The following is a 17,959-nucleotide window of genomic DNA, read 5'->3' on the forward strand; positions in this document are numbered from 1 at the left end:
GGGAGAGGGAGCAACTCCCTAACGCGGTGCAATCCCCTGCAGCACGATCCGCTGCACGTTCTCCACCGTCTGCTCGAAGAAGGCCGCATCTTCCAGCGTATGCCCCGTCAGCGCCTGCACCTGCACGCCGAAATCCGCGTAGTGCTGCGTGACCGCCCACAGCGCGAAGATCAGGTGGTGCGGATCGACCGGCGCGAGCTTGCCGGACGCGACCCATGAACGGATGACCTCCGACTTGCGCTCCACCAGCGTGCGCAGTTCCCGGTCCAGCTCGTCGCGCAGCAGAGGCGCGCCCTGGATCATTTCGAGGCAGAAAAGGCGCGATGCATCCGGCCGGTCGCGCGAGATCACGAGCTTGCGGCGAATGTAGTCGCCGATGGCCGTTCGCGGGTCTTGCTCGGCGCTGAAGCCGCGCAGCGGCTCGAGCCACAGCGCGAGCAGGTCGCGCAGCACGTTCACATACAGCTCCTCCTTGTTCGCGAAGTAATAGAGCAGGTTGCTCTTGGACACATCGGCGCGCGCCGCCACCTGGTCGATCGAGGTGCCATGCAATCCGAAGCGCGAGAACAGGCCCAGCGCAGCGCCGAGGATGGCGCTGCGCTTGTCCTCGATCTGGCGCAGCCTGCGGCTCACCGCCGAGGCGCTGCGCACCGCGGGCTTCGCGGACTTGCGCACCAGGCCTTTCACAGCGCTCTTGGCCGGGGTCTTCTTTGTGCTGCTGGCTGCGGCCAGCGCCTTGGTCTTCGGCATCTTCCCTCGCTTCTCGATTACGAACTCTTTTTTCAACGCGCACCACTGTAAGGCCGCGGTGCATCGCGTTGCGCCGGGCAGGCCTTCCGGCACGCGTGGCGCGCACCATGCTGACGCGACAAATGCGTTTTGTCCATTTGGTCCAACTGGCACAGACGTTGCATGGCGAAAGGCATGCCAAGCACGAGGACCGACACATGACAACCCTGCTGTCCGTACCCATCATCGATCTCGCGCCCTACTTCGGCGGCACGGCCGAAGGCAAGGCGGAGGTCGCCAAGAAAGTCGACGAGGCCTGCCGCAGCATCGGCTTTCTCGTCATCACCAACCACGGCATTCCGGCCGAGCTGATTGCGCGCGTGTCATCGCTGTCGCGCCAGTTCTTCGACATGCCGCTGGCCGAAAAGCGCAAGGTCGACCGGCCGCGCGAAGACGCCGTACGCGGCTACAGCGCGGTCGGCGAAGAAGGGCTTTCCTACAGCCTGGAAGAGGCCGCGCCCGGCGACCTGAAGGAGTCGTTCTCGATCGGCCCCTCGAACGTGCCCGACGACGACTACCACCGCGGCCCCGCCGCAGGCCCGCACTTCGAACCCAACAGCTGGCCACCCATCGACGGGTTTCGCGAAGCCTATGAAGGCTACTTCGATGCCATGAGCGATCTCTCGCGTTCGCTGATGCGCATCTTCGCGCTCGGCCTTGCGCTGCCCGAGCCATTCTTCGACGACAAGATCGACAGGCACATCAGCATGTTTCGCGTGCTGAGCTATCCGCCGCAGAAAGAAGCGCCGCTGCCCGGCCAACTGCGCGCAGGCGCGCACAGCGACTACGGCAGCCTCACCATCGTGCTGCCCGACGACAAGGGCTTGCAGGTCTTCAACAAGGCGGGCCAGTGGGTCGACGTGCCGCAGGTGGAAGGCGGCCTGGTGGTCAACATTGCCGACCTGATGATGCAGTGGACCAACGACCAGTGGGTGTCCACGCTGCACCGCGTGGTCAATCCGCCGTTCGAAGTGGCCAGCACCAACCGCCGCCAGTCGCTGGTGTTCTTTCACCAGCCCAACTACGACGCGATGGTCGAGTGCCTGCCAAGTTGCCTGGCGCCGGGCGAGCAGCCGAAGTACGCGCCCATTTCATCGGGCGACCACCTGACCTCCAAGTTCGTGAAGCAGACGACCTTTGGTGGTACCAAGGCTGTGGCTTAGGCGCACGATGAAAACCTGCTCTTCGATTTGCTGGGTTCCGTGTTCTGGGCGCGCACCCGCCGACGGGGTACCTTGCTCCGCGAATGTCCCCCGGCCTGCGGCCTCCTCCTTTATTTCGCTGCGCAAGGCACCCCATCGACGTGAGCGTGATTCAGAGCGGTGGTTGATCAGCCAGCACAAGCGCAGCGCCCGGTGTGCACAGGGCACCGGGTGCTCCCCGCAGCGAAATAAAGGAGGAGCCGAAGGCGGGGGACATTCGCGGAGGGGAGTACCCGGTGGCCTTTGCACAAGCCCTGAACAAGAACAACAGCGCCAAGAACAAAGAGCAATGAGCAACTGACATGCCCCATCTCTCCTACGTCAACGTCTTCGCAAAAGACGTGGTCGCGCTCAGCGGCTTCTACCAGCGCGTGTTCGGCTTCGCCGAGATCGAGGCGATCCGCTCGCCGATCTTCCGCGGACTCGATACCGGCAAGTCGAGCCTCGGCTTCAACGCGCTCGATGCCTATGAGCTGCTGCACCTGGCCGAGTTCTCCGACACGCGCGGCGTGAAGTTCCTGCTGAACATCGACGTCGACAGCAAGGACGACGTCGACCGCATGGTGCCCGTCGCGCTCGAGGCCGGCGCCACGCTGGTGAAGCCGCCCTACGTCACTTACTACAACTGGTACCAGTCGGTACTGCTCGATCCCGAGGGCAATGTGTTTCGCATCAACTTCATGATGTGACGCGCGCGGCACCCCTCCTCTTTTCCTTCTGTCACTCCCCATGCTTCCCACGAAAGGTTGCTCCATGCTGCGCACACCCTCTACCGGCTTCCTCGGCCTTGCCCTGACGCTCGCGACCGGCGGCGCGTTCTTCACGCTGCCCGCCATGGCAGCCGACGGCTTCACGCTCAAGGACAAGCCGAAGATCGCGATGCTCTACTTCGGCCCGAAGAACGATGGCGGCTGGACGCAGGCCTTCGACGAAGCACGCGTGAAGATCGAGAAGGAAATCGGCCAGAAGATCCAGTTCGTCGAGAACGTGCCCGAAGACGCATCGGCCATCAAGCCGGCGGCCGAGAAGTTCATCCAGCGCGGCGCCAACATCGTGATCGGCACCGCCTTCGGCTATTCGGACAGCTTCAAGGACCTGGCCGCCAAGTACCCCGGCGTAGCGTTCCTGAACGGCTCGGGCACCACCAACGGCAGCAACCTCGAGTCCTTCTACGGCCGCACCTACGAAAGCCAGTATCTCTGCGGCATGGCCGCGGGCGCGGCCTCCAAGACCGGCAAGCTCGGCTTCGTTGCAGCCAACCCCTTCGGCGTGGTGAACTGGACCATCAACGCCTTCGCGCTCGGTGCGCAGAAGATGAACCCCAATGCCACCGTCAACGTCATCTACACCGGCGCCTGGAACGACCCGGTAAAGGAACGCGCCGCCGCGGCCGCGCTGATCGACCAGGGCGCCGACGTGATCGGCCAGCACGTCGACTCGCCCACGCCGCAGATCGTGGCGCAGGAGCGCGGCGTGTACGGCACCGGCCACCACCGCGACCTGCGCCAGTTCGCACCCAAGGCCACGCTGTGCTCGTCAGTGTGGGTGTGGGACCGCTTCCTGACGCCCGAGCTCAAGAAGATCATGGCCGGCAACTGGAAGCCCGGCCAATACGGTGCCTTCATCGAGATGAAGGACGGCGGCACCGACATTGCGGGCTTCGGCCCCGCGGTGCCCAAGGACAAGGCCGCGGCGATCACCGCCGAGCGCGACGCCATCATGAAAGGCAAGCACGTCTACGCTGGCCCGCTCGCCGACCGCGACGGCAAGGAGCGCGTGGCCAAGGGCGCGGTGCTGTCGGACGCCGACCTCTGGAAGATGGACTGGTTCGTCAAGGGCGTGGTCACGCAGAAGTAAAAAAGAAGCAGGCAATCCAGCATGCCCAACGCGCTCGAACTCACCGGCATCCGCAAGACCTTCGACGGCTTTGCGGCGCTAACCGACGCAAGCTTTGCCGCGCGCTGGGGCGAGGTGCATGCGCTGCTGGGCGAGAACGGCGCGGGCAAGTCGTCGCTGATGAACATCGCGGCCGGGCTCTATGCGCCCGAAGCCGGCCAGCTGCTGGTCGACGACAACGTGGTGCGCTTTGCCGGCCCGGCCGACGCGGCAAGGCACCGCATCGGCATGGTTCACCAGCATTTCAAGCTGGTGCGGCCGTTCACGGTGGCAGAGAACATCCTGCTTACCGCGCCGCCGCCGGCGGGGTTTCAAAGCCACGGGGAACGCCTGCGCGAGATCTCGCGCGACATCCGCAACAAGGCATCGGAGCTGGGCTTCGACATCGATCCCGCCAAGCGCATCGACACGCTCTCGATCGCCGAGCAGCAGCGCGTCGAAATTCTCAAGGTTCTGCTCGCCGGCGCGCGCATCCTGATTCTCGACGAGCCCACCGCGGTGCTGACCGACCAGGAAGCCGCGCGCCTGCTGCAGACGGTGCGGGCGCTCGCGCGTGCCGGCTCCGCCGTGGTGCTGGTCACGCACAAGATGGCCGACGTGAAGACCTATGCCGATCGCGTGACGGTGATGCGCGGGGGCCGCACGGTGGCCACGCTGGAGCCGGGCGCCACGCCGGTGGCCGAACTCGTGAAGCTCACAGTGGGCGAATCGATTGCGACACAGGGCTTTCAGGCGGCGAACTCGCCGCGCGGCCCGGTGCGGCTCACGGTACGCGGCCTGCGCTCCGCGGCATCGCCGCAAGGACGCCGCGTGCTCGACGGCGTCGACCTCGAGCTGCATGCGGGAGAAATCTACGGACTGGCTGGCGTCGGCGGCAATGGACAGGGCGAACTGGCCGGCGCGATCATGGGCCTGCCCGATGCCGGCGGACCGCTCGAAGGAGAGATCCACCTCAGCGGCCACGGCGACCTCAAGACCACGGCCGCACCAGCGCGCCGCGCCATGGGCATTGCCGCGATTCCGGCCGACCGCTACGGGCTCGCGCTGGCCGGCGGCCTTTCGGTGGCCGAGAACTACGCCATCGGCCGCGTGCACACCGGCCGCTACGGCCCGGCGTGGCATCTGCGGCGTGGCCGCATCCAGGCCGATACGCAGGAGGCGGTTCGCGCCTTCGATGTGCTGGGGGTGCGCTCGGTGGCGCAGAAGGCCGCGCTGCTCTCCGGCGGCAACGCACAGAAGCTGGTGCTCGCGCGCGAGTTCGGCAAGTCGCCCTCGCTGGTGCTCGCGCACAGCCCGAGCCGCGGGCTCGACGTGCGCGCGAGCGCCGAGGTGCATGCGCGCCTGCGCGCCGCGCGCGACGGCGGCGCCGCTGTGCTGCTGATCAGCGAAGACCTCGACGAGGTGCTGCAGCTGGCCGACCGCGTGGGCGTGATGACGCGCGGGCGCATTGCCGGCGAGTTCGCACAGCCCGCCGACCGGCAGGCGATTGGACAGGCGATGGTGGACCATGGTTGACGCAACGCTCGCAGCCATCGCCCAGCCGGCGCAGACCGATGCGGATGCTGCTCACCGGGCGCGGCGCCAGCCGCTGGCGCTGCGGCGCTATGCGCTCGAGATCCGCCAGCACATGGCATGGCGGCGGCAGGCGCTGATCCTTGCGGCGGCGCTGCTGCTCGGCCTGGCAATTTCCGCCGCGATTCTGGTGGCGGCCGGCGTTCCCGCGGACGAGCTCGCCAACGAGTTCGTGATGCAGACCTTTTTCGACGGCCAGAACTTTCGCGCCGTGCTGTTCCAGGCCGCGCCGATGATCCTTGTGGGCCTGGCGGGCTCGCTGGCGTTTCGGGCACGCTTCTGGAACCTGGGACTCGAGGGCCAGATGATCTGGGGCGCCATCGGCGCGACCGCCATTTCGATGTGGCAGATCGGGCCCGAGCCGCTGCGCCTGCCATTGATGTTCGCGGCCGCCATCGGCTGCGGACTGCTCTGGGTGCTCGGCCCCGCATGGCTGAAGATCAGGCTCGGCGTGAACGAAATCATTTCCACGCTGATGCTCAACTACATGGCGGCCAACTTCCTGCTGCACCTGGTCTACGGCAGCTGGAAAGACCCGAAGGACAACTTTCCCTATTCGCCGCAGTTCCGCGCCTTCGAACGGCTGCCCGAACTTGGCGCCGGCGTGAGCAGCGCCATCTTGCTCGCGGCGGTGGTGGCGCTCTTGGCATGGTGGCTGGTGGGCGTGAGCCGGGCCGGGCTGTACCTGCGCTTCGTCGATGCCAATCCGCGCGTGGCGCATGCCAATGGCGTGCCGGTGCGCCGCACCATCTATGGCGCCGTGCTGCTGTCGGGCGCGATGGCCGGGCTCGCGGGCTTTGCGGTGGCCTCGGGGCAGGAAGGGCGACTCACGCAGGCCTTCTACCAGGGCTATGGCTTCTCCGGCATCCTCATCGCCTTTCTCGCGCGCAACAACCCGCTCGCGGCCACCGTGGTCGCGCTGCTGGTGGCGGCGCTGTTCGTCACCGGCCGCAGCCTGCAGGTGTTCTACCAGGTGCCGTTCTCGATGGTGCAGCTGATCCAGGCCATCATCGTGGTGAGCGTGGCATCGAGCGATTTTTTCATTCGCCACCGGTTGCGGCGCATCGGAACCGATATCGCGGAGGCCGCGCGATGAGCGGCAGCATCGTTCTCAACTGGCTCGCGAGCACGCCCGATTTCGCGGTGCCTTACGCGCTTGCGGCGCTGGGGCTGATCATCAGCGAGCGCGCCGGCGTGCTGTCGCTGGGCGCCGAGGGCCTGATGCTCGTGGGCGCGCTCGCGGGCATCGGCGCACAAATCGCCATGGGGCAGCCGGGCGTGTCGCTGGTGCTTGCGATGCTCGCGGCCAGCGCGGTCTCGCTGCTGTTCGCGGTGATGGTGATCTGGCTGCGCGTGAACCAGGTGATTGCGGGGCTCGCGCTGGTGTTCTTCTGCCAGGGCCTCACCGCGCTCGTCGGCTCGCTGGCCGAATGGACCAACCATGCCACCGAAGGCATCGGTGCCATGGCGTTGTGGCCCCTGTCGCTGCTGCCCGGCGTGGGCCGGTTGTTCGAGCAGAACGCGATGGTGTGGCTCACGCTGCCTGTTTTTCTTGCCGTGGCCTGGTTTCTCTCGCGCACCTCGGCCGGGCTGCGCTTGCGCGCGGTGGGCGAGAACCCGCAGGCGGCCGATGCCGCCGGCATCCGCGTCACCCTGTGGCGGCTTGCCGCAGTGCTCGCAGGCTCGGCGCTGGTGGGGTTGGCCGGCGCGTACATCTCCGTGGTCAGCACCAAGCTCTGGATCGCGGGCATGACCGGCGGGCGCGGCTGGATCGCCGTGGGGCTGGTGATCTTCGCGCGCTGGTCGCCGTGGAAGGCGCTGGTGGGTGCGCTGCTGTTCGGCTGCATCGAGGCGCTCATTCCGCAGCTTGCGGCGGCCGGCGTGCAGTTGCCGCAGTACTTCGTGATGATGACGCCCTATGCGGTCACGCTCGGCGTGATGATCTGGGTCGCAGTGGCCCGGCGCGGCGGAGACGACGAGCCTGGTGCTCTGGGCCAACCCTATGTTCGGGAGGAGCGGCGATGAAGGCCTGGGTCTATGGCGAAGAGCGCGAACTCGGCGCAGCGCAGTTTGCGGACTACCTCGATCCGGCCACCACCGCGGTGGTCTCCATCGACATGCACCGCGGCCACCTCGACGACAGCCCCGACTGCCCCTGCCCCGCGCCGCGTGCGCGCGACGTGGTAGCCCCCATCGACAGCTTTCACGATGAAGCGCGCCCGCTGGGCGTGCGCATCGTGCACGTCAAATCGGTGCTGCGGCCGGGCGGCGAGGACGACATCCACGGCATTCCGGCTGCGTGGCGCCGCACCTTTCCGCTGCATGTGGGCGCCATACCGAATGCCGACGCGCACGCCATCGAAGGCTCGCGCTGGACCGAGTGGGTGACGCGTGTCGAGCCCGGCGACATGCGCGTGGAGAGCAAGCGCCGCTTGTCGGCCTTCTACCCGACCGACCTCGACTTTCTGCTGCGCAACCAGCGCATCGAAACGGTGGTGCTCAACGGCGGGTTTACCGATTGCTGCGTGCTCAATACAGCCTTCGATGCCAACAACCACAACTACCGCGTGATCGTGCTGCGCGACCTGGTGCGCGGCACCGATGCGCATCTGGAAAACGCCGCGCTCAGCATGGTGTCGCTGCACCTGGGGCTGGTGGTCGACTCGGCCGAACTGCTGCGCCAGTGGCGCGGCACAGCGGCGAGCTAGCCCGCACCCTCAAGACCCAGCCAGCGCCGCACCACCGGCTGCATCTCGCCCTGGGCCGCCTGCCACACCAGTTCCGGCGCGGCCACGTGCACGCCCGCGGGTGCGATGCGCAGGGCCACATCGACCAGCTCGGCTACCTTGGAGGGGCGCACCGGCTGCTCGCTCGTCGGCACCATGAAGCGCATGACCGACAGCATCCATGCGGCAAGCCTTTCGGCGGGGTTGGCCAATTTCGCATTCAGCGGCTTGCGCGCCGAACGCAGGAGGATCACGCGCTCGAAGCCGCTGGCGACCACCGCCTGCTCGTCGAGGCTCGCCAGCCCGCGCTTGAGCGCCTCGGGCAGGCGGCCCTGGTCGTGCGGCTGCACGATGGCGAGCGTCTGCACGCCGCAAGCGCGCAACCAGCGCGAGAGTTCGGGCAAGTCGGAGGGTTGCGGCACCCACAGCGCGCGCTCGCGGCCGTGGTACAGCCGGGGCGGATCGAAGGCGATGACCGCAGTATCGGCCGAGGTGAGCCCCCATTGCGCGATCGGCAGGTCGGGGCAGAGGCAGGTCTCGACGCCGCGCATGCCGTCGCGCATGGGTTCGCGCGACAGCACCCGCACATGGGCAAAGCGGTGGCCGCCCGCGAGCCGGCGCAGCAGCTCCTGGCCCAGGGCGCCGGTCGCGCCGGCAATCAGCAGCGTTCCGGCCGTTGCGGTGGCAAGGGCGGTTGCAGGCGGCACCGCGCGGTTGGCAGCCTGCAGGGCTTGAAGGGGATCGAGGGCCATGGAGCCATCTATGCTAACTTCCGGCTCTTCTGCGGAGGTAATGCAAATGATGATGAAACGCTGGCTCTTGATTCTTGCTGCGGTCCTGTCCCTGAGCGGATGCGGCTACAACGAGTTCCAGTCTCTCGACGAGACGAGCAAATCGGCCTGGAGCGAGGTGCTCAACCAGTACCAGCGGCGTGCCGACCTCGTGCCGAACATCGTGGCCACCGTGAAGGGCGAAGCCAGCTTCGAGCAGGACACGCTCACCAAGGTGATCGAGGCGCGCGCCAAGGCCACGTCGATCCAGGTGACGCCCGAGACGCTGAACAACCCCGAAGCCTTCAACAAGTTCCAGCAGGCTCAGGGCGAGCTCTCGTCGGCGCTGTCGCGGCTGATGGTGGTGTCGGAGCGCTACCCGGAGCTGAAGGCCAACCAGGCCTTCCGCGACCTGCGCGTGACGCTCGAAGGCACCGAGAACCGCATCACCGTGGCGCGCAACCGCTACATCCAGACGGTGCAGGAGTACAACGTGCTGGCGCGCAGCTTCCCGACGAACATCACGGCCAAGATCTTCAGCTACGAGCCGAAGCCGAACTTCTCGGTGCAGAACGAAGCACAGATCTCGACGCCGCCCACCGTCGACTTTTCTACGCCCAAGAAGTAAGACGTTCGATCGATGGCCCTTGCCCTGATACGCCGTGCGCTGGCCGCCGTCCTGCTGGCGGCAGCCGGGTGGACCGGGCTTGCGGCCAGCGCATGGGCGCAAGACCTGCTGCCGGTGCCCGCGCTCACGGCGCGGGTGATCGACCAGACGCAAACGCTGGCCGAACCGGAGCGCGCCGATCTCGAGGCCAAGCTGGCCGCCTTCGAGCAGCGCAAGGGCTCGCAGATGGTGGTGCTGATGGTGCCCACCACCCAGCCCGAAGACATTGCAAGCTACGCCAACCGCGTGGGCAACGCCTGGAAGATCGGACGCAAGGACGTCGGCGACGGCATCCTGGTGATCGTGGCCAAGAACGACCGCAAGATGCGCATCGAAGTGGCCAAGACGCTCGAAGGCGCGGTACCCGACCTGGCCGCCATCCGCATCATCGACGAAGAGATGAAGCCGCGTTTTCGCAACAACGACTTCGCGGGCGGGCTGAATGCAGCGGTGGCGCGGCTCATCGGGCTGGTCGACGGCGAGGCGCTGCCCGCGCCTTCCAGCGGCAGCGAGAAGGATTCCAGCGAAGGCATCGACTGGGAAAACCTTGCAATCTTCCTGTTCATCGGCGTCTTCATCGGGGCGCCCATCGTGCGCTCGATCGTCGGCAAGAAGCTCGGCTCGGTGGTCATGGGCGGCGGCATCGGCGTGATTGCATTCTTCATCACGACCAGCATCGTCATCGCGGTGCTGGCGGGCATGGCAGCACTGATGGTGTCGCTGTTCTCGGCCGTGGCTGCGTCGGCGCCGGGGCGCCGCGGCGGCGGCGGCGGCGGTTTCGGAGGCTGGGGTGGTGGTGGTGGCGGCGGCGGTGGCTGGAGCAGCGGCGACAGCAGCGGCGGCGGAGGCTTCAGTTCCGGTGGCGGCGGCGATTTCGGGGGCGGCGGCGCCTCGGGGGATTGGTAGGCATGGCGACGCTTTTCTCCAGGCTCGGCCGCATCTGGCGCCACCGGTGGATGGACGAGGCCGATGTGCGCCGCGTGCTGCCCGATGCCGCCATGGAGCGCCTCGCCGCGCGGGTTGCCGCCAGCGAGCGGCGCCACAGCGGCGAAATCCGCCTCTGCGTCGAGGCGGGCCTGCCCTGGTCTTACCTGCGGCGGGATGCTTCGGCGCGCGAGCGTGCCGTCACGCTGTTCGGCAAGCTGCGCGTGTGGGACACCGAGAACAACAACGGCGTGCTCGTCTACCTCTTGCTGGCCGAGCATGCGATCGAAATCGTGGCCGACCGCGGCATCGATGCGCGCGTCGACGATGCCGAATGGGCCGCAATGGCGCAGCGTATGGGCGCGGCGTTCCGCGAGGGCCGTTTCGAGGACGGGCTCACGCAGGCGCTGGAAGAAATGTCGGCCTTGCTGGTTGCGCACTTTCCGCTGGCCGAGAACGAGCCCGACACCAACGAGTTGCCCGACGCGCCCGTCGTTCTTTGACTTTGTTTTCTCCCTCCCTTCCGGGGGAGGGCCGGGGTGGGGGCAAGCGGCGTTGGCATTGGGCACGCTCTGCCTGCCCCCATCCCAACCTTCCCCCAGAGGGGGAAGGAGCGAGTCATCAATCCGGTGTCGGCCGCGCCCACACCGCCTCGCCGCCCACCGCAAAGAAACGCCGTCCCGGCGCCCGCTCCATCAACCACCCACCGGTGAACTCGCCGAAGGCCGGCAGCACAGCCTGTTGGTCATCGCTCACGAAACACGGCAGCCGCACGCTGTCCCGCCCCGGCCCATGGAGCCTGCACACCGGGTGCAGGTGCCCGGCCAGCACGAAATGCGTGGCGTGCGCTTGCGGATGGTGGCAGCAGGCGAAAGGGCCGAGCAGGTAAGGCTCGTCGACCACATCGATGCCGAGCACCGCTGGCGGATCGCCCGCGCGGCTGTCGTGGTTGCCCCGCACCAGCGTCATGCCAATGTCCCGGTGCGTGGCGCGCCACGCGGCGAGCGCGGCCAGCACCTGGGGCGTGCGTGCCTGCGCGGCATGCAGGAAATCGCCGAGAAACACGACACGCTGCGGCGCATGGGCCGCAATCAGCGCATCGAGCCGGGCCAGGTTCTGCTGCGTGGTGCCGCCCGGCACCGGTTGCCCCAGCGCGCGGTAGGTCGCGGCCTTGCCGATATGCAGGTCGGCGATGAAGAGCACGCGGCCGCCGGGCCACCAGATGGCGCGCTCGGGCAGCAAATGCAGCAACTCGCCGGCCCATTGGACCGGCAGGGCCGATGCGGAAAGATGCGGGGAAGTCACGGGTAACAAGTGTCGCAAAAGCCGTGCACGCGGGCGACCGTCTTGCAATTCACCCCGCGGACCCCAGTTTTTCGGCATGACCGAATCGCCTTCGCTGCACATCGTCTGTCCGCACTGCCACACGACCAACCGCGTGCGCGCGGCACAGCTGGGCAGCGCGCCCGATTGCGGCAGTTGCCACCGCCCGCTGTTCGCCGGCCATTCGACCGCACTGCCGGACGAAAAGACCTTCGACCGCCACATTGCACGCAACGAAATTCCGGTGCTGGTGGACTTCTGGGCGCCGTGGTGCGGTCCGTGCCGCCAGATGGCGCCCGGCTACGAACAGGCCGCTGCGCAGCTGGAGCCGCGGGTGCGGCTGGCCAAGGTCGACACCGAAGCCGTGCCCAATCTGGGCGCGCGCTTCAACATCCGCAGCATTCCGACGCTGGCGCTGTTTCGCGGTGGCCGCGAAGTGGCGCGGCAGGCCGGCGCCATGGGCGCGGCGGACATCGTGCGCTGGGTCAAGGCGCACGGCGCGGGCTGAGCCGGACGGCTCACAGCGGCGGCAAAGGCCGCGAACGGCGTGAGGGCGGCCTGCGCTGGCGCTGCGGCGCGGGTGGCTTGCCCGGCCCTTCCTGGCCGAACGCCAGCGTGCTCTTCACGCGCTCGACCCCGCCGGCGGTGACCACGCCGCCCGCGGCTTTTTCGAGCTGCTCGACCATGCGCGCAATGCGATCGGCCACGTTCTCGTTCGACAGCTTCTCGCGGAACAGCTCGACCATGAGCGGAAACGAAAACGGCGTCGGCCGTTCGAGCGGCTTCAGCACCAGCTGCTGAGTCGCCATCCGCGCGAGGCTGGCGCGCAGCCGGCCTATTTCGAGTTCCTGCGCGAGCAGTTCCTGCTCGGCCTGCAGCAGCAGCCTGTTGGAAGGGTCGTACTTGCGGAACACCTCCCAGAACAGCGAGGACGATGCCTGCAGTTGCTTGCTGCTGCGCTTCTCGCCGGGGTAGCCCTGGAAGATCAGGCCCGAGACACGCGCAATTTCGCGAAAACGGCGCTGCGCCAGTTCACCCGCATTGAGCGAAGCCAGTACCTCGTGCAGCAGTTCGGCATGCGCATCGTCGCCTTGCGGCAGGCGCAGCACCTGCGGCAGCAGCGCGGGCCAGTCGACCGGCACGGCGCTCAGCAGTTCGAAGCCGTAGTCGTTCACTGCAATGGAGAAGGTGCGCGCATCATGCTGCGCCACGCGCCAGGCCAACAGGCTCGCAAGCCCCAGGTGCACGTGCCGCCCCGCGAAGGGGTAGAGAAACAGGTGCGAGCCTTCGCGCGTGGTGAGCGTTTCGGCGAGCAGGGTTTGCGGCGTGGGCAGGGCCGACCATTGCTGCTGGATTTCGAGCAGCGGCCGCACGCACTGCAGCTCGGGTGAGTCATAGCGCCCCTCGCCGGCCAGCGCGAGCTGCTGCACCACGGCATCGGCCAGCGTGGTCGAGAGCGGCATGCGCCCGCCGTTCCAGCGCGGCACCGCAGCGCGCTTGCCGGTGGCGCGCCGCACCCAGGCCGTCATGTCATGGATGCGCACGAGCTCGAGCAGCCGGCCGCCGAACAAGAAGCAATCACCGGGCTTCATGCGCGCAACAAAGCCTTCTTCGACACTGCCGATTCTTGCGCCGCCCATGTACTGCACCGCCATGCTCGCGTCGCTCACGATGGTGCCGATGTTCATGCGGTGCCGCCGCGCGAGCCGCGCGTCCGGCACGCGCCAGATGCCTTGCGCATCGGGCACGGCGCGGCGGTAGTCGGGGTAGGCCGCCAGCGAGGGGCCGCCTTGCGACACGAAGGCCAGGCACCACTCCCAGTTCTCCCGCGACAGGTTCGCATAGGCCGCAGTGCTGCGCACTTCCGCATACAGGTCGTCAGGCACGAAGCCGCCGCCGAGCGCCACCGTGACGAGGTGCTGCACCAGCACGTCGAGCGGCTGCACCGGCGTGTGGCGCGCCTCGATGTGGCCGGCCGCGATGGCTGCGCGCGCCGCGGCGCCTTCGACCATCTCGATGCTGTGCGTGGGCACGAGCGTGATGCGCGACGGCCGGCCCGGCGCATGGCCCGAGCGCCCCGCGCGCTGCAGCAGCCGCGCCACGCCCTTGGGCGAACCGATCTGCAGCACGCGTTCGACCGGCAAGAAGTCGACACCGAGATCAAGACTCGATGTGCAGACCACCGCCTTGAGCTCACCGCTCTTCAGTCCAAGCTCCACCCACTCGCGCACCGCCCGGTCGAGCGAGCCATGGTGCAACGCGATGGTGCCGGCCCATTCGGGCCGTGCCTCGAGCATGGCCTGGTACCAGATCTCCGATTGCGAGCGCGTGTTGGTGAACACCAGCGTGGTGCTGCTGGCGGCAATCTCGTCGAGCACCTGCGGCAGCATGGTGAGGCCCAGGTGGCCGCCCCACGGAAAGCGCTCGGCGCGGCCGGGCAGCAGCGAATCGACCACCAGCTTCTTCGGTACGGCACCCTGCACCAGCACGCCCTCTTCGTCACCGAGCAGCGCGTGCATGGCTTCCTGCAGGTTGCCCAGCGTGGCCGACATGCCCCACACCGCGAGCCCCGCGTTCCAGCGCCTGAGCCGCGCAAGCGCCAGCTGGACCTGCACGCCGCGCTTGTTGCCGAGCAGTTCGTGCCATTCGTCGACCACGACCATCTTCACGCGACCCAGTACCTCGCTGGCATCGGCACGCGCGAGCAGCAGTGAAAGGCTCTCCGGCGTAGTGACGAGCACGGTGGGCAGGCGCTCGTTCTGCGCGGCGCGCTCGGCCGACGAGGTGTCGCCGCTGCGCGCGCCGGTGCTCCACGGATGCACCTCGGCACCGAGCGCTTCGAGCGGCTGCTTCAGCGCGCGCAGCGTGTCGGCCGCGAGCGCGCGCATGGGCGTGATCCACAACACGGTGAGCGGCGGTGCCGTGGTTTTTCCGGTGCGCGAAGGCGGCGGTGCCGCAGAAGAAAACGCCTGCAGCGCGCCGAGCCACACCGCATAGGTCTTGCCCGCGCCGGTGGTGGCGTGCAGCATGCCGGACTTTCCTTGCGCGATGGCTTTCCACACATCGCGCTGGAACTTGAAGGGCTTCCAGCCGCGGGCCTCGAACCACGCATCGAGCGCCGCCTTGACTGCTGTCTTGCTCCTTCCCCTCCCGGGGGAAGGCTGGGATGGGGGCACGCGGCCTTCGAGAGACGGCTGATCCTTGATACGCCGCTTGCCCCCACCCCTACCCTCCCCCGGGAGGGGAGGGAGAAATTCGGGGTCCACCGGTTCGGTCATGACGGCAGCAGCGCGGCGAGCGTTTGCAAGGTATCGGCCTCCGCCACCGGCTTGTCTTCGCGCCATCGCAGCATGCGCGGGAAGCGCACCGCAATGCCGCTCTTGTGGCGCGTGCTGCGCGCGATGCCCTCGAAGCCGAGCTCGAACACCAGCGTCGGCTCCACGCTGCGCACCGGGCCGAAGCTCTCGACCGTGGTCTTGCGGATGATGGCATCCACGCGTGCCATCTCTGCATCGGTCAGGCCCGAATAGGCCTTGGCAAAGGGTACGAGCTTGCGGTCTTCCTGCCCGGGCGGGCCGTCCCACACGGCGAAGGTGTAGTCGCTGTAGAGGCTGGCGCGCCGGCCATGGCCGCGCTGCGCGTAGATGAGCACGGCATCGATGCTGAGCGGGTCGATCTTCCACTTCCACCACACGCCCACGTCCTTGGTACGGCCCACGCCGTATTGCGCGTCGCGGCGCTTGAGCATCATGCCTTCCACGCCCATGCTGCGCGCCGCTTCGCGCTGGCGCGCCAGGTCGCTCCATTCGATGCCCGTGAGCATCGGGCTCGGCAGCAGCGACGGGTGCTGCATGCGCGTGACGAGCTCGTCAAGCATCAACCGGCGCTCCGACTGCGGCAGCGCACGCAGGTCGCGCCCTTCCCATTCGAGAATGTCGTAGGCCAGCAGCACCACCGGTATTTCGCGCAGCAGTTTCGCGCCCAAGGTCTTGCGGCCGATGCGCTTCTGCAGTTCTGCGAAGGGCTGCACCTTGTCTTCGCGCCAGACGGCGATCTCACCATCGAGCACCGTGCCGTCGGGCAGCGCCTCACCCAACACCGCGAGTTCGGGAAAGCGCTCGGTCACCAGCTCTTCGCCGCGCGACCACAGCCAGACCATGCCCGCGCGCTTGACCAGTTGCGCGCGGATGCCGTCCCACTTCCATTCGACGATCCAGTCGGCCGGCGGCCCCAGCGTGGCATCGAACTGTTCGAGCGGCAGGTTGAACGCATGCGCAAGAAAGAACGGGTACGGCTGCCCGCTGGTCTTCTGGACTTGTTCCGCGCCCGACTCCGGCGCGATCAACGCGCGGTAGTCATCCGCCCGCGGGCGGCCGCCGATGTGGGTGTAGCCCATGAGCCGCTGCGCCACGCGCTTGGGGTCGATGCCGCCCACGCCTGCGAGCGCCTGCGTGACCTGCAGCTTCGACACGCCCACGCGAAACGCGCCGGTGATGAGCTTGAAGTACACCAGCCGCTCTTCGGCCGCAAGCTGGCGCCATTGCGCGCGCAGCCGCTCGGGGATTTCGTCGGGCGCCGACTTGCCGGCCTCGCGCAGCGGAAGCAGATGCTCCTCGACCCAGCGGGCCAACCCGAGGTCGTGCGCCTCGGTGGGCGGCGGCAACAGCAGCGCGATGGTTTCCGCGAGATCGCCGACCGCCTCGTAGCTTTCGTCGAACAGCCATTCGGGAAGGCCCGCTGTCTCTTGCGCGAGCAGGCGCAGCAGCTTGGTGGGCACGAGCTGGCGCGGCTTGCCGCCGGCCAGGAAGTACACGGCCCATGCCGCATCGGCGGGGTCGGCTTCGCGCAGGTAGCGCTGCAGCGCGGCCTGCTTGGCGAGGCTCGAAGTGCTGGCGTCGAGCTCGCGGTAGAGCGCGGCGAAGTCCTTCATGCCTTTGCTCCTTCCCCCTCTGGGGGAAGGCCGGGATGGGGGCTGCCAGCGTCCCCATCGGGCGCCGCTTGCCCCCTCCCCGGCCCTCCCCCGGAAGGGGAGGGAGTTTCCTGGTCGTCCTCATCGCCGTACTCGGTCTTGAAGCCCTGCGCCTCCAGCCCGTTCTCGGTGAGCCAACGCACCATGACCGCCACGCTGCCATGGGTGACGAACACCCGGCTCGCGCCCGTGCCCGCGATGGCCTGCTGCAGGCCCGGCCAATCCGCGTGGTCGGACATGACGAAGCCGCGGTCCACACCGCGCCGCCGGCGCGTGCCGCGCAGTTGCATCCAGCCGCTTGCGAAGGCGTCGGCGTAGTTACCGAAGCGGCGCATCCACGGCGTGCCCTGGGCCGAAGGCGGCGCCAGCACCAGAGCGCGCTTCAAAAGCGCGGCGTCCACGCCCGGGTCGGTCACGCGCAATGTCTCGGGCAAGGCCACACCCGCCGCGCGATACACGGCGTTGAGCGGCTCGACCGCGCCGTGCACCACGATCGGCCCGATGGAGGCATCCACACCGTGCAGGATGCGCTGCGCCTTGCCGAAGGCATAGCAGAACAGCACAGATGCGCGGCCGGCCTCCGCGTTGGCGCGCCACCACGCGTCAATCTCGGCGAACAGCGCGGCCTGCGAGGGCCAGCGGTAGATCGGCAGGCCGAAAGTCGATTCGGTGATGAAGGTGTCGCACGGCACCGGCTCGAAGGGCGTGCAGGTGCCGTCGGGCTCGGTCTTGTAGTCGCCCGAGGCCACCCACACGCGCCCGCCGTGTTCGAGGCGAACCTGGGCCGAGCCCAGCACGTGGCCGGCCGGATGCAGCGAAACGCGAACGCCATGGTGCTCGATGGTTTCGCCGTAGCCGAGCGTCTGCAGCGCGATGTCGCTGCCGAGGCGGGCGCGCAGCGTGCCGGCGCTGTCGGTATGGGCGAGGTAGTGCGCATGGCCCGTGCGCGCGTGGTCCGAGTGGGCGTGCGTGATGACGGCGCGCGCCACCGGCCGCCAGGGGTCGATGTAGAAATCGCCCGGCGGGCAATACAGCCCCTCGGGGCGAGCAACGACGAGATCTTCTTCCTTCGCGGCCATGGCCGCATCGTAGGCGGTGGCGGCCTTGCGCGTTGCCGAACG

At 68.0% G+C, this 17,959-nt stretch carries 17 protein-coding genes; 11 read left to right on the forward strand and 6 right to left on the reverse strand.

Translation table 11 applies throughout. From position 1 onward, the window contains the following. Positions 1-18 precede the first annotated feature (18 nt). Positions 19-750 carry an HTH-type transcriptional regulator RutR gene (rutR, locus tag ABIC94_RS26090; RefSeq protein WP_354375919.1) on the reverse strand — a complete coding sequence of 244 codons (732 nt, stop codon included), beginning with the start codon at positions 748-750 and terminating at the stop codon, positions 19-21. A 197-nt stretch (positions 751-947) separates the two neighbouring features. On the opposite strand from rutR, the gene ABIC94_RS26095 reads away from it, so the two are divergent. From ABIC94_RS26095 to ABIC94_RS26125, 7 genes are all read left to right on the forward strand, one after another. Further along, a complete protein-coding gene (locus ABIC94_RS26095) occupies positions 948-1,952 on the forward strand; it encodes an isopenicillin N synthase family dioxygenase (protein ID WP_354375921.1) in 1,005 nt (334 codons plus the stop codon). Between the two features lie 341 nt (positions 1,953-2,293). Further along, the gene (locus ABIC94_RS26100; RefSeq protein ID WP_354375923.1) at positions 2,294-2,680 is read left to right on the forward strand and encodes a VOC family protein; all 387 of its coding nucleotides are present in this window, start codon (positions 2,294-2,296) and stop codon (positions 2,678-2,680) included. Positions 2,681-2,744: 64 nt separating this feature from the next. After that, positions 2,745-3,848 (forward strand): BMP family ABC transporter substrate-binding protein, encoded by a 1,104-nt coding sequence (locus tag ABIC94_RS26105; protein WP_354375925.1) that lies wholly within the window; start codon positions 2,745-2,747, stop codon positions 3,846-3,848. Positions 3,849-3,869: 21 nt separating this feature from the next. Next, the gene (locus ABIC94_RS26110) at positions 3,870-5,402 is read left to right on the forward strand and encodes an ABC transporter ATP-binding protein (RefSeq protein ID WP_354375927.1); all 1,533 of its coding nucleotides are present in this window, start codon (positions 3,870-3,872) and stop codon (positions 5,400-5,402) included. Next, positions 5,395-6,555, forward strand: coding sequence for an ABC transporter permease (locus tag ABIC94_RS26115; RefSeq protein ID WP_354375929.1), 1,161 nt, complete (start codon positions 5,395-5,397; stop codon positions 6,553-6,555). Before ABIC94_RS26110 ends, ABIC94_RS26115 begins: the two co-directional genes overlap by 8 nt. Then, positions 6,552-7,484 (forward strand): ABC transporter permease, encoded by a 933-nt coding sequence (locus ABIC94_RS26120; protein WP_354375931.1) that lies wholly within the window; start codon positions 6,552-6,554, stop codon positions 7,482-7,484. The genes ABIC94_RS26115 and ABIC94_RS26120 overlap by 4 nt, the downstream gene beginning before the upstream one ends. Continuing rightward, positions 7,481-8,167, forward strand: a complete 687-nt coding sequence (locus tag ABIC94_RS26125) for a cysteine hydrolase family protein (protein WP_354375933.1) — start codon at positions 7,481-7,483, stop codon at positions 8,165-8,167. Before ABIC94_RS26120 ends, ABIC94_RS26125 begins: the two co-directional genes overlap by 4 nt. Here the strand turns inward: ABIC94_RS26125 and ABIC94_RS26130 are convergent. Next, positions 8,164-8,937: a hypothetical protein gene (locus ABIC94_RS26130; protein WP_354375935.1), complete on the reverse strand. Its 774-nt coding sequence runs from the start codon at positions 8,935-8,937 to the stop codon at positions 8,164-8,166. The two genes, ABIC94_RS26125 and ABIC94_RS26130, sit on opposite strands and share 4 nt — an antisense overlap. 46 nt (positions 8,938-8,983) lie before the next feature. Between ABIC94_RS26130 and ABIC94_RS26135 the strand changes: the two genes are divergently transcribed. From ABIC94_RS26135 to ABIC94_RS26145, 3 genes are read left to right on the forward strand one after another with little or no spacing between them, the layout of a single operon-like run. Then, positions 8,984-9,583, forward strand: a complete 600-nt coding sequence (locus ABIC94_RS26135; RefSeq protein WP_436318105.1) for a LemA family protein — start codon at positions 8,984-8,986, stop codon at positions 9,581-9,583. Between the two features lie 12 nt (positions 9,584-9,595). Beyond that, positions 9,596-10,528 carry a TPM domain-containing protein gene (locus ABIC94_RS26140; RefSeq protein ID WP_354375937.1) on the forward strand — a complete coding sequence of 311 codons (933 nt, stop codon included), beginning with the start codon at positions 9,596-9,598 and terminating at the stop codon, positions 10,526-10,528. Positions 10,529-10,530: 2 nt separating this feature from the next. Next, positions 10,531-11,049, forward strand: coding sequence for a TPM domain-containing protein (locus tag ABIC94_RS26145; RefSeq protein ID WP_354375939.1), 519 nt, complete (start codon positions 10,531-10,533; stop codon positions 11,047-11,049). 118 nt (positions 11,050-11,167) lie between these two features. Here ABIC94_RS26145 and pdeM read toward each other — a convergent pair whose 3' ends face one another. Beyond that, positions 11,168-11,851, reverse strand: coding sequence for a ligase-associated DNA damage response endonuclease PdeM (pdeM, locus tag ABIC94_RS26150; RefSeq protein ID WP_354375941.1), 684 nt, complete (start codon positions 11,849-11,851; stop codon positions 11,168-11,170). A 76-nt stretch (positions 11,852-11,927) separates the two neighbouring features. Here pdeM and trxC point away from each other — a divergent pair, with 76 nt between their 5' ends. Then, a complete protein-coding gene (gene trxC, locus ABIC94_RS26155; RefSeq protein WP_354375943.1) occupies positions 11,928-12,377 on the forward strand; it encodes a thioredoxin TrxC in 450 nt (149 codons plus the stop codon). Between the two features lie 10 nt (positions 12,378-12,387). Here trxC and ABIC94_RS26160 read toward each other — a convergent pair whose 3' ends face one another. From ABIC94_RS26160 to ABIC94_RS26170, 3 genes are read right to left on the reverse strand one after another with little or no spacing between them, the layout of a single operon-like run. Further along, positions 12,388-15,147, reverse strand: coding sequence for a ligase-associated DNA damage response DEXH box helicase (locus ABIC94_RS26160; RefSeq protein ID WP_354375945.1), 2,760 nt, complete (start codon positions 15,145-15,147; stop codon positions 12,388-12,390). After that, entirely contained in the window at positions 15,144-16,799 is a 1,656-nt protein-coding gene (locus ABIC94_RS26165) for an ATP-dependent DNA ligase (RefSeq protein ID WP_354375947.1), read from the reverse strand. The genes ABIC94_RS26160 and ABIC94_RS26165 overlap by 4 nt, the downstream gene beginning before the upstream one ends. After that, the gene (locus ABIC94_RS26170; RefSeq protein WP_354375949.1) at positions 16,796-17,917 is read right to left on the reverse strand and encodes a ligase-associated DNA damage response exonuclease; all 1,122 of its coding nucleotides are present in this window, start codon (positions 17,915-17,917) and stop codon (positions 16,796-16,798) included. Before ABIC94_RS26170 ends, ABIC94_RS26165 begins: the two co-directional genes overlap by 4 nt. Positions 17,918-17,959: the final 42 nt, after the last annotated feature.

It is taken from the genome of Variovorax paradoxus (assembly GCF_040544635.1).
GTDB lineage: Bacteria > Pseudomonadota > Gammaproteobacteria > Burkholderiales > Burkholderiaceae_C > Variovorax > Variovorax paradoxus_R.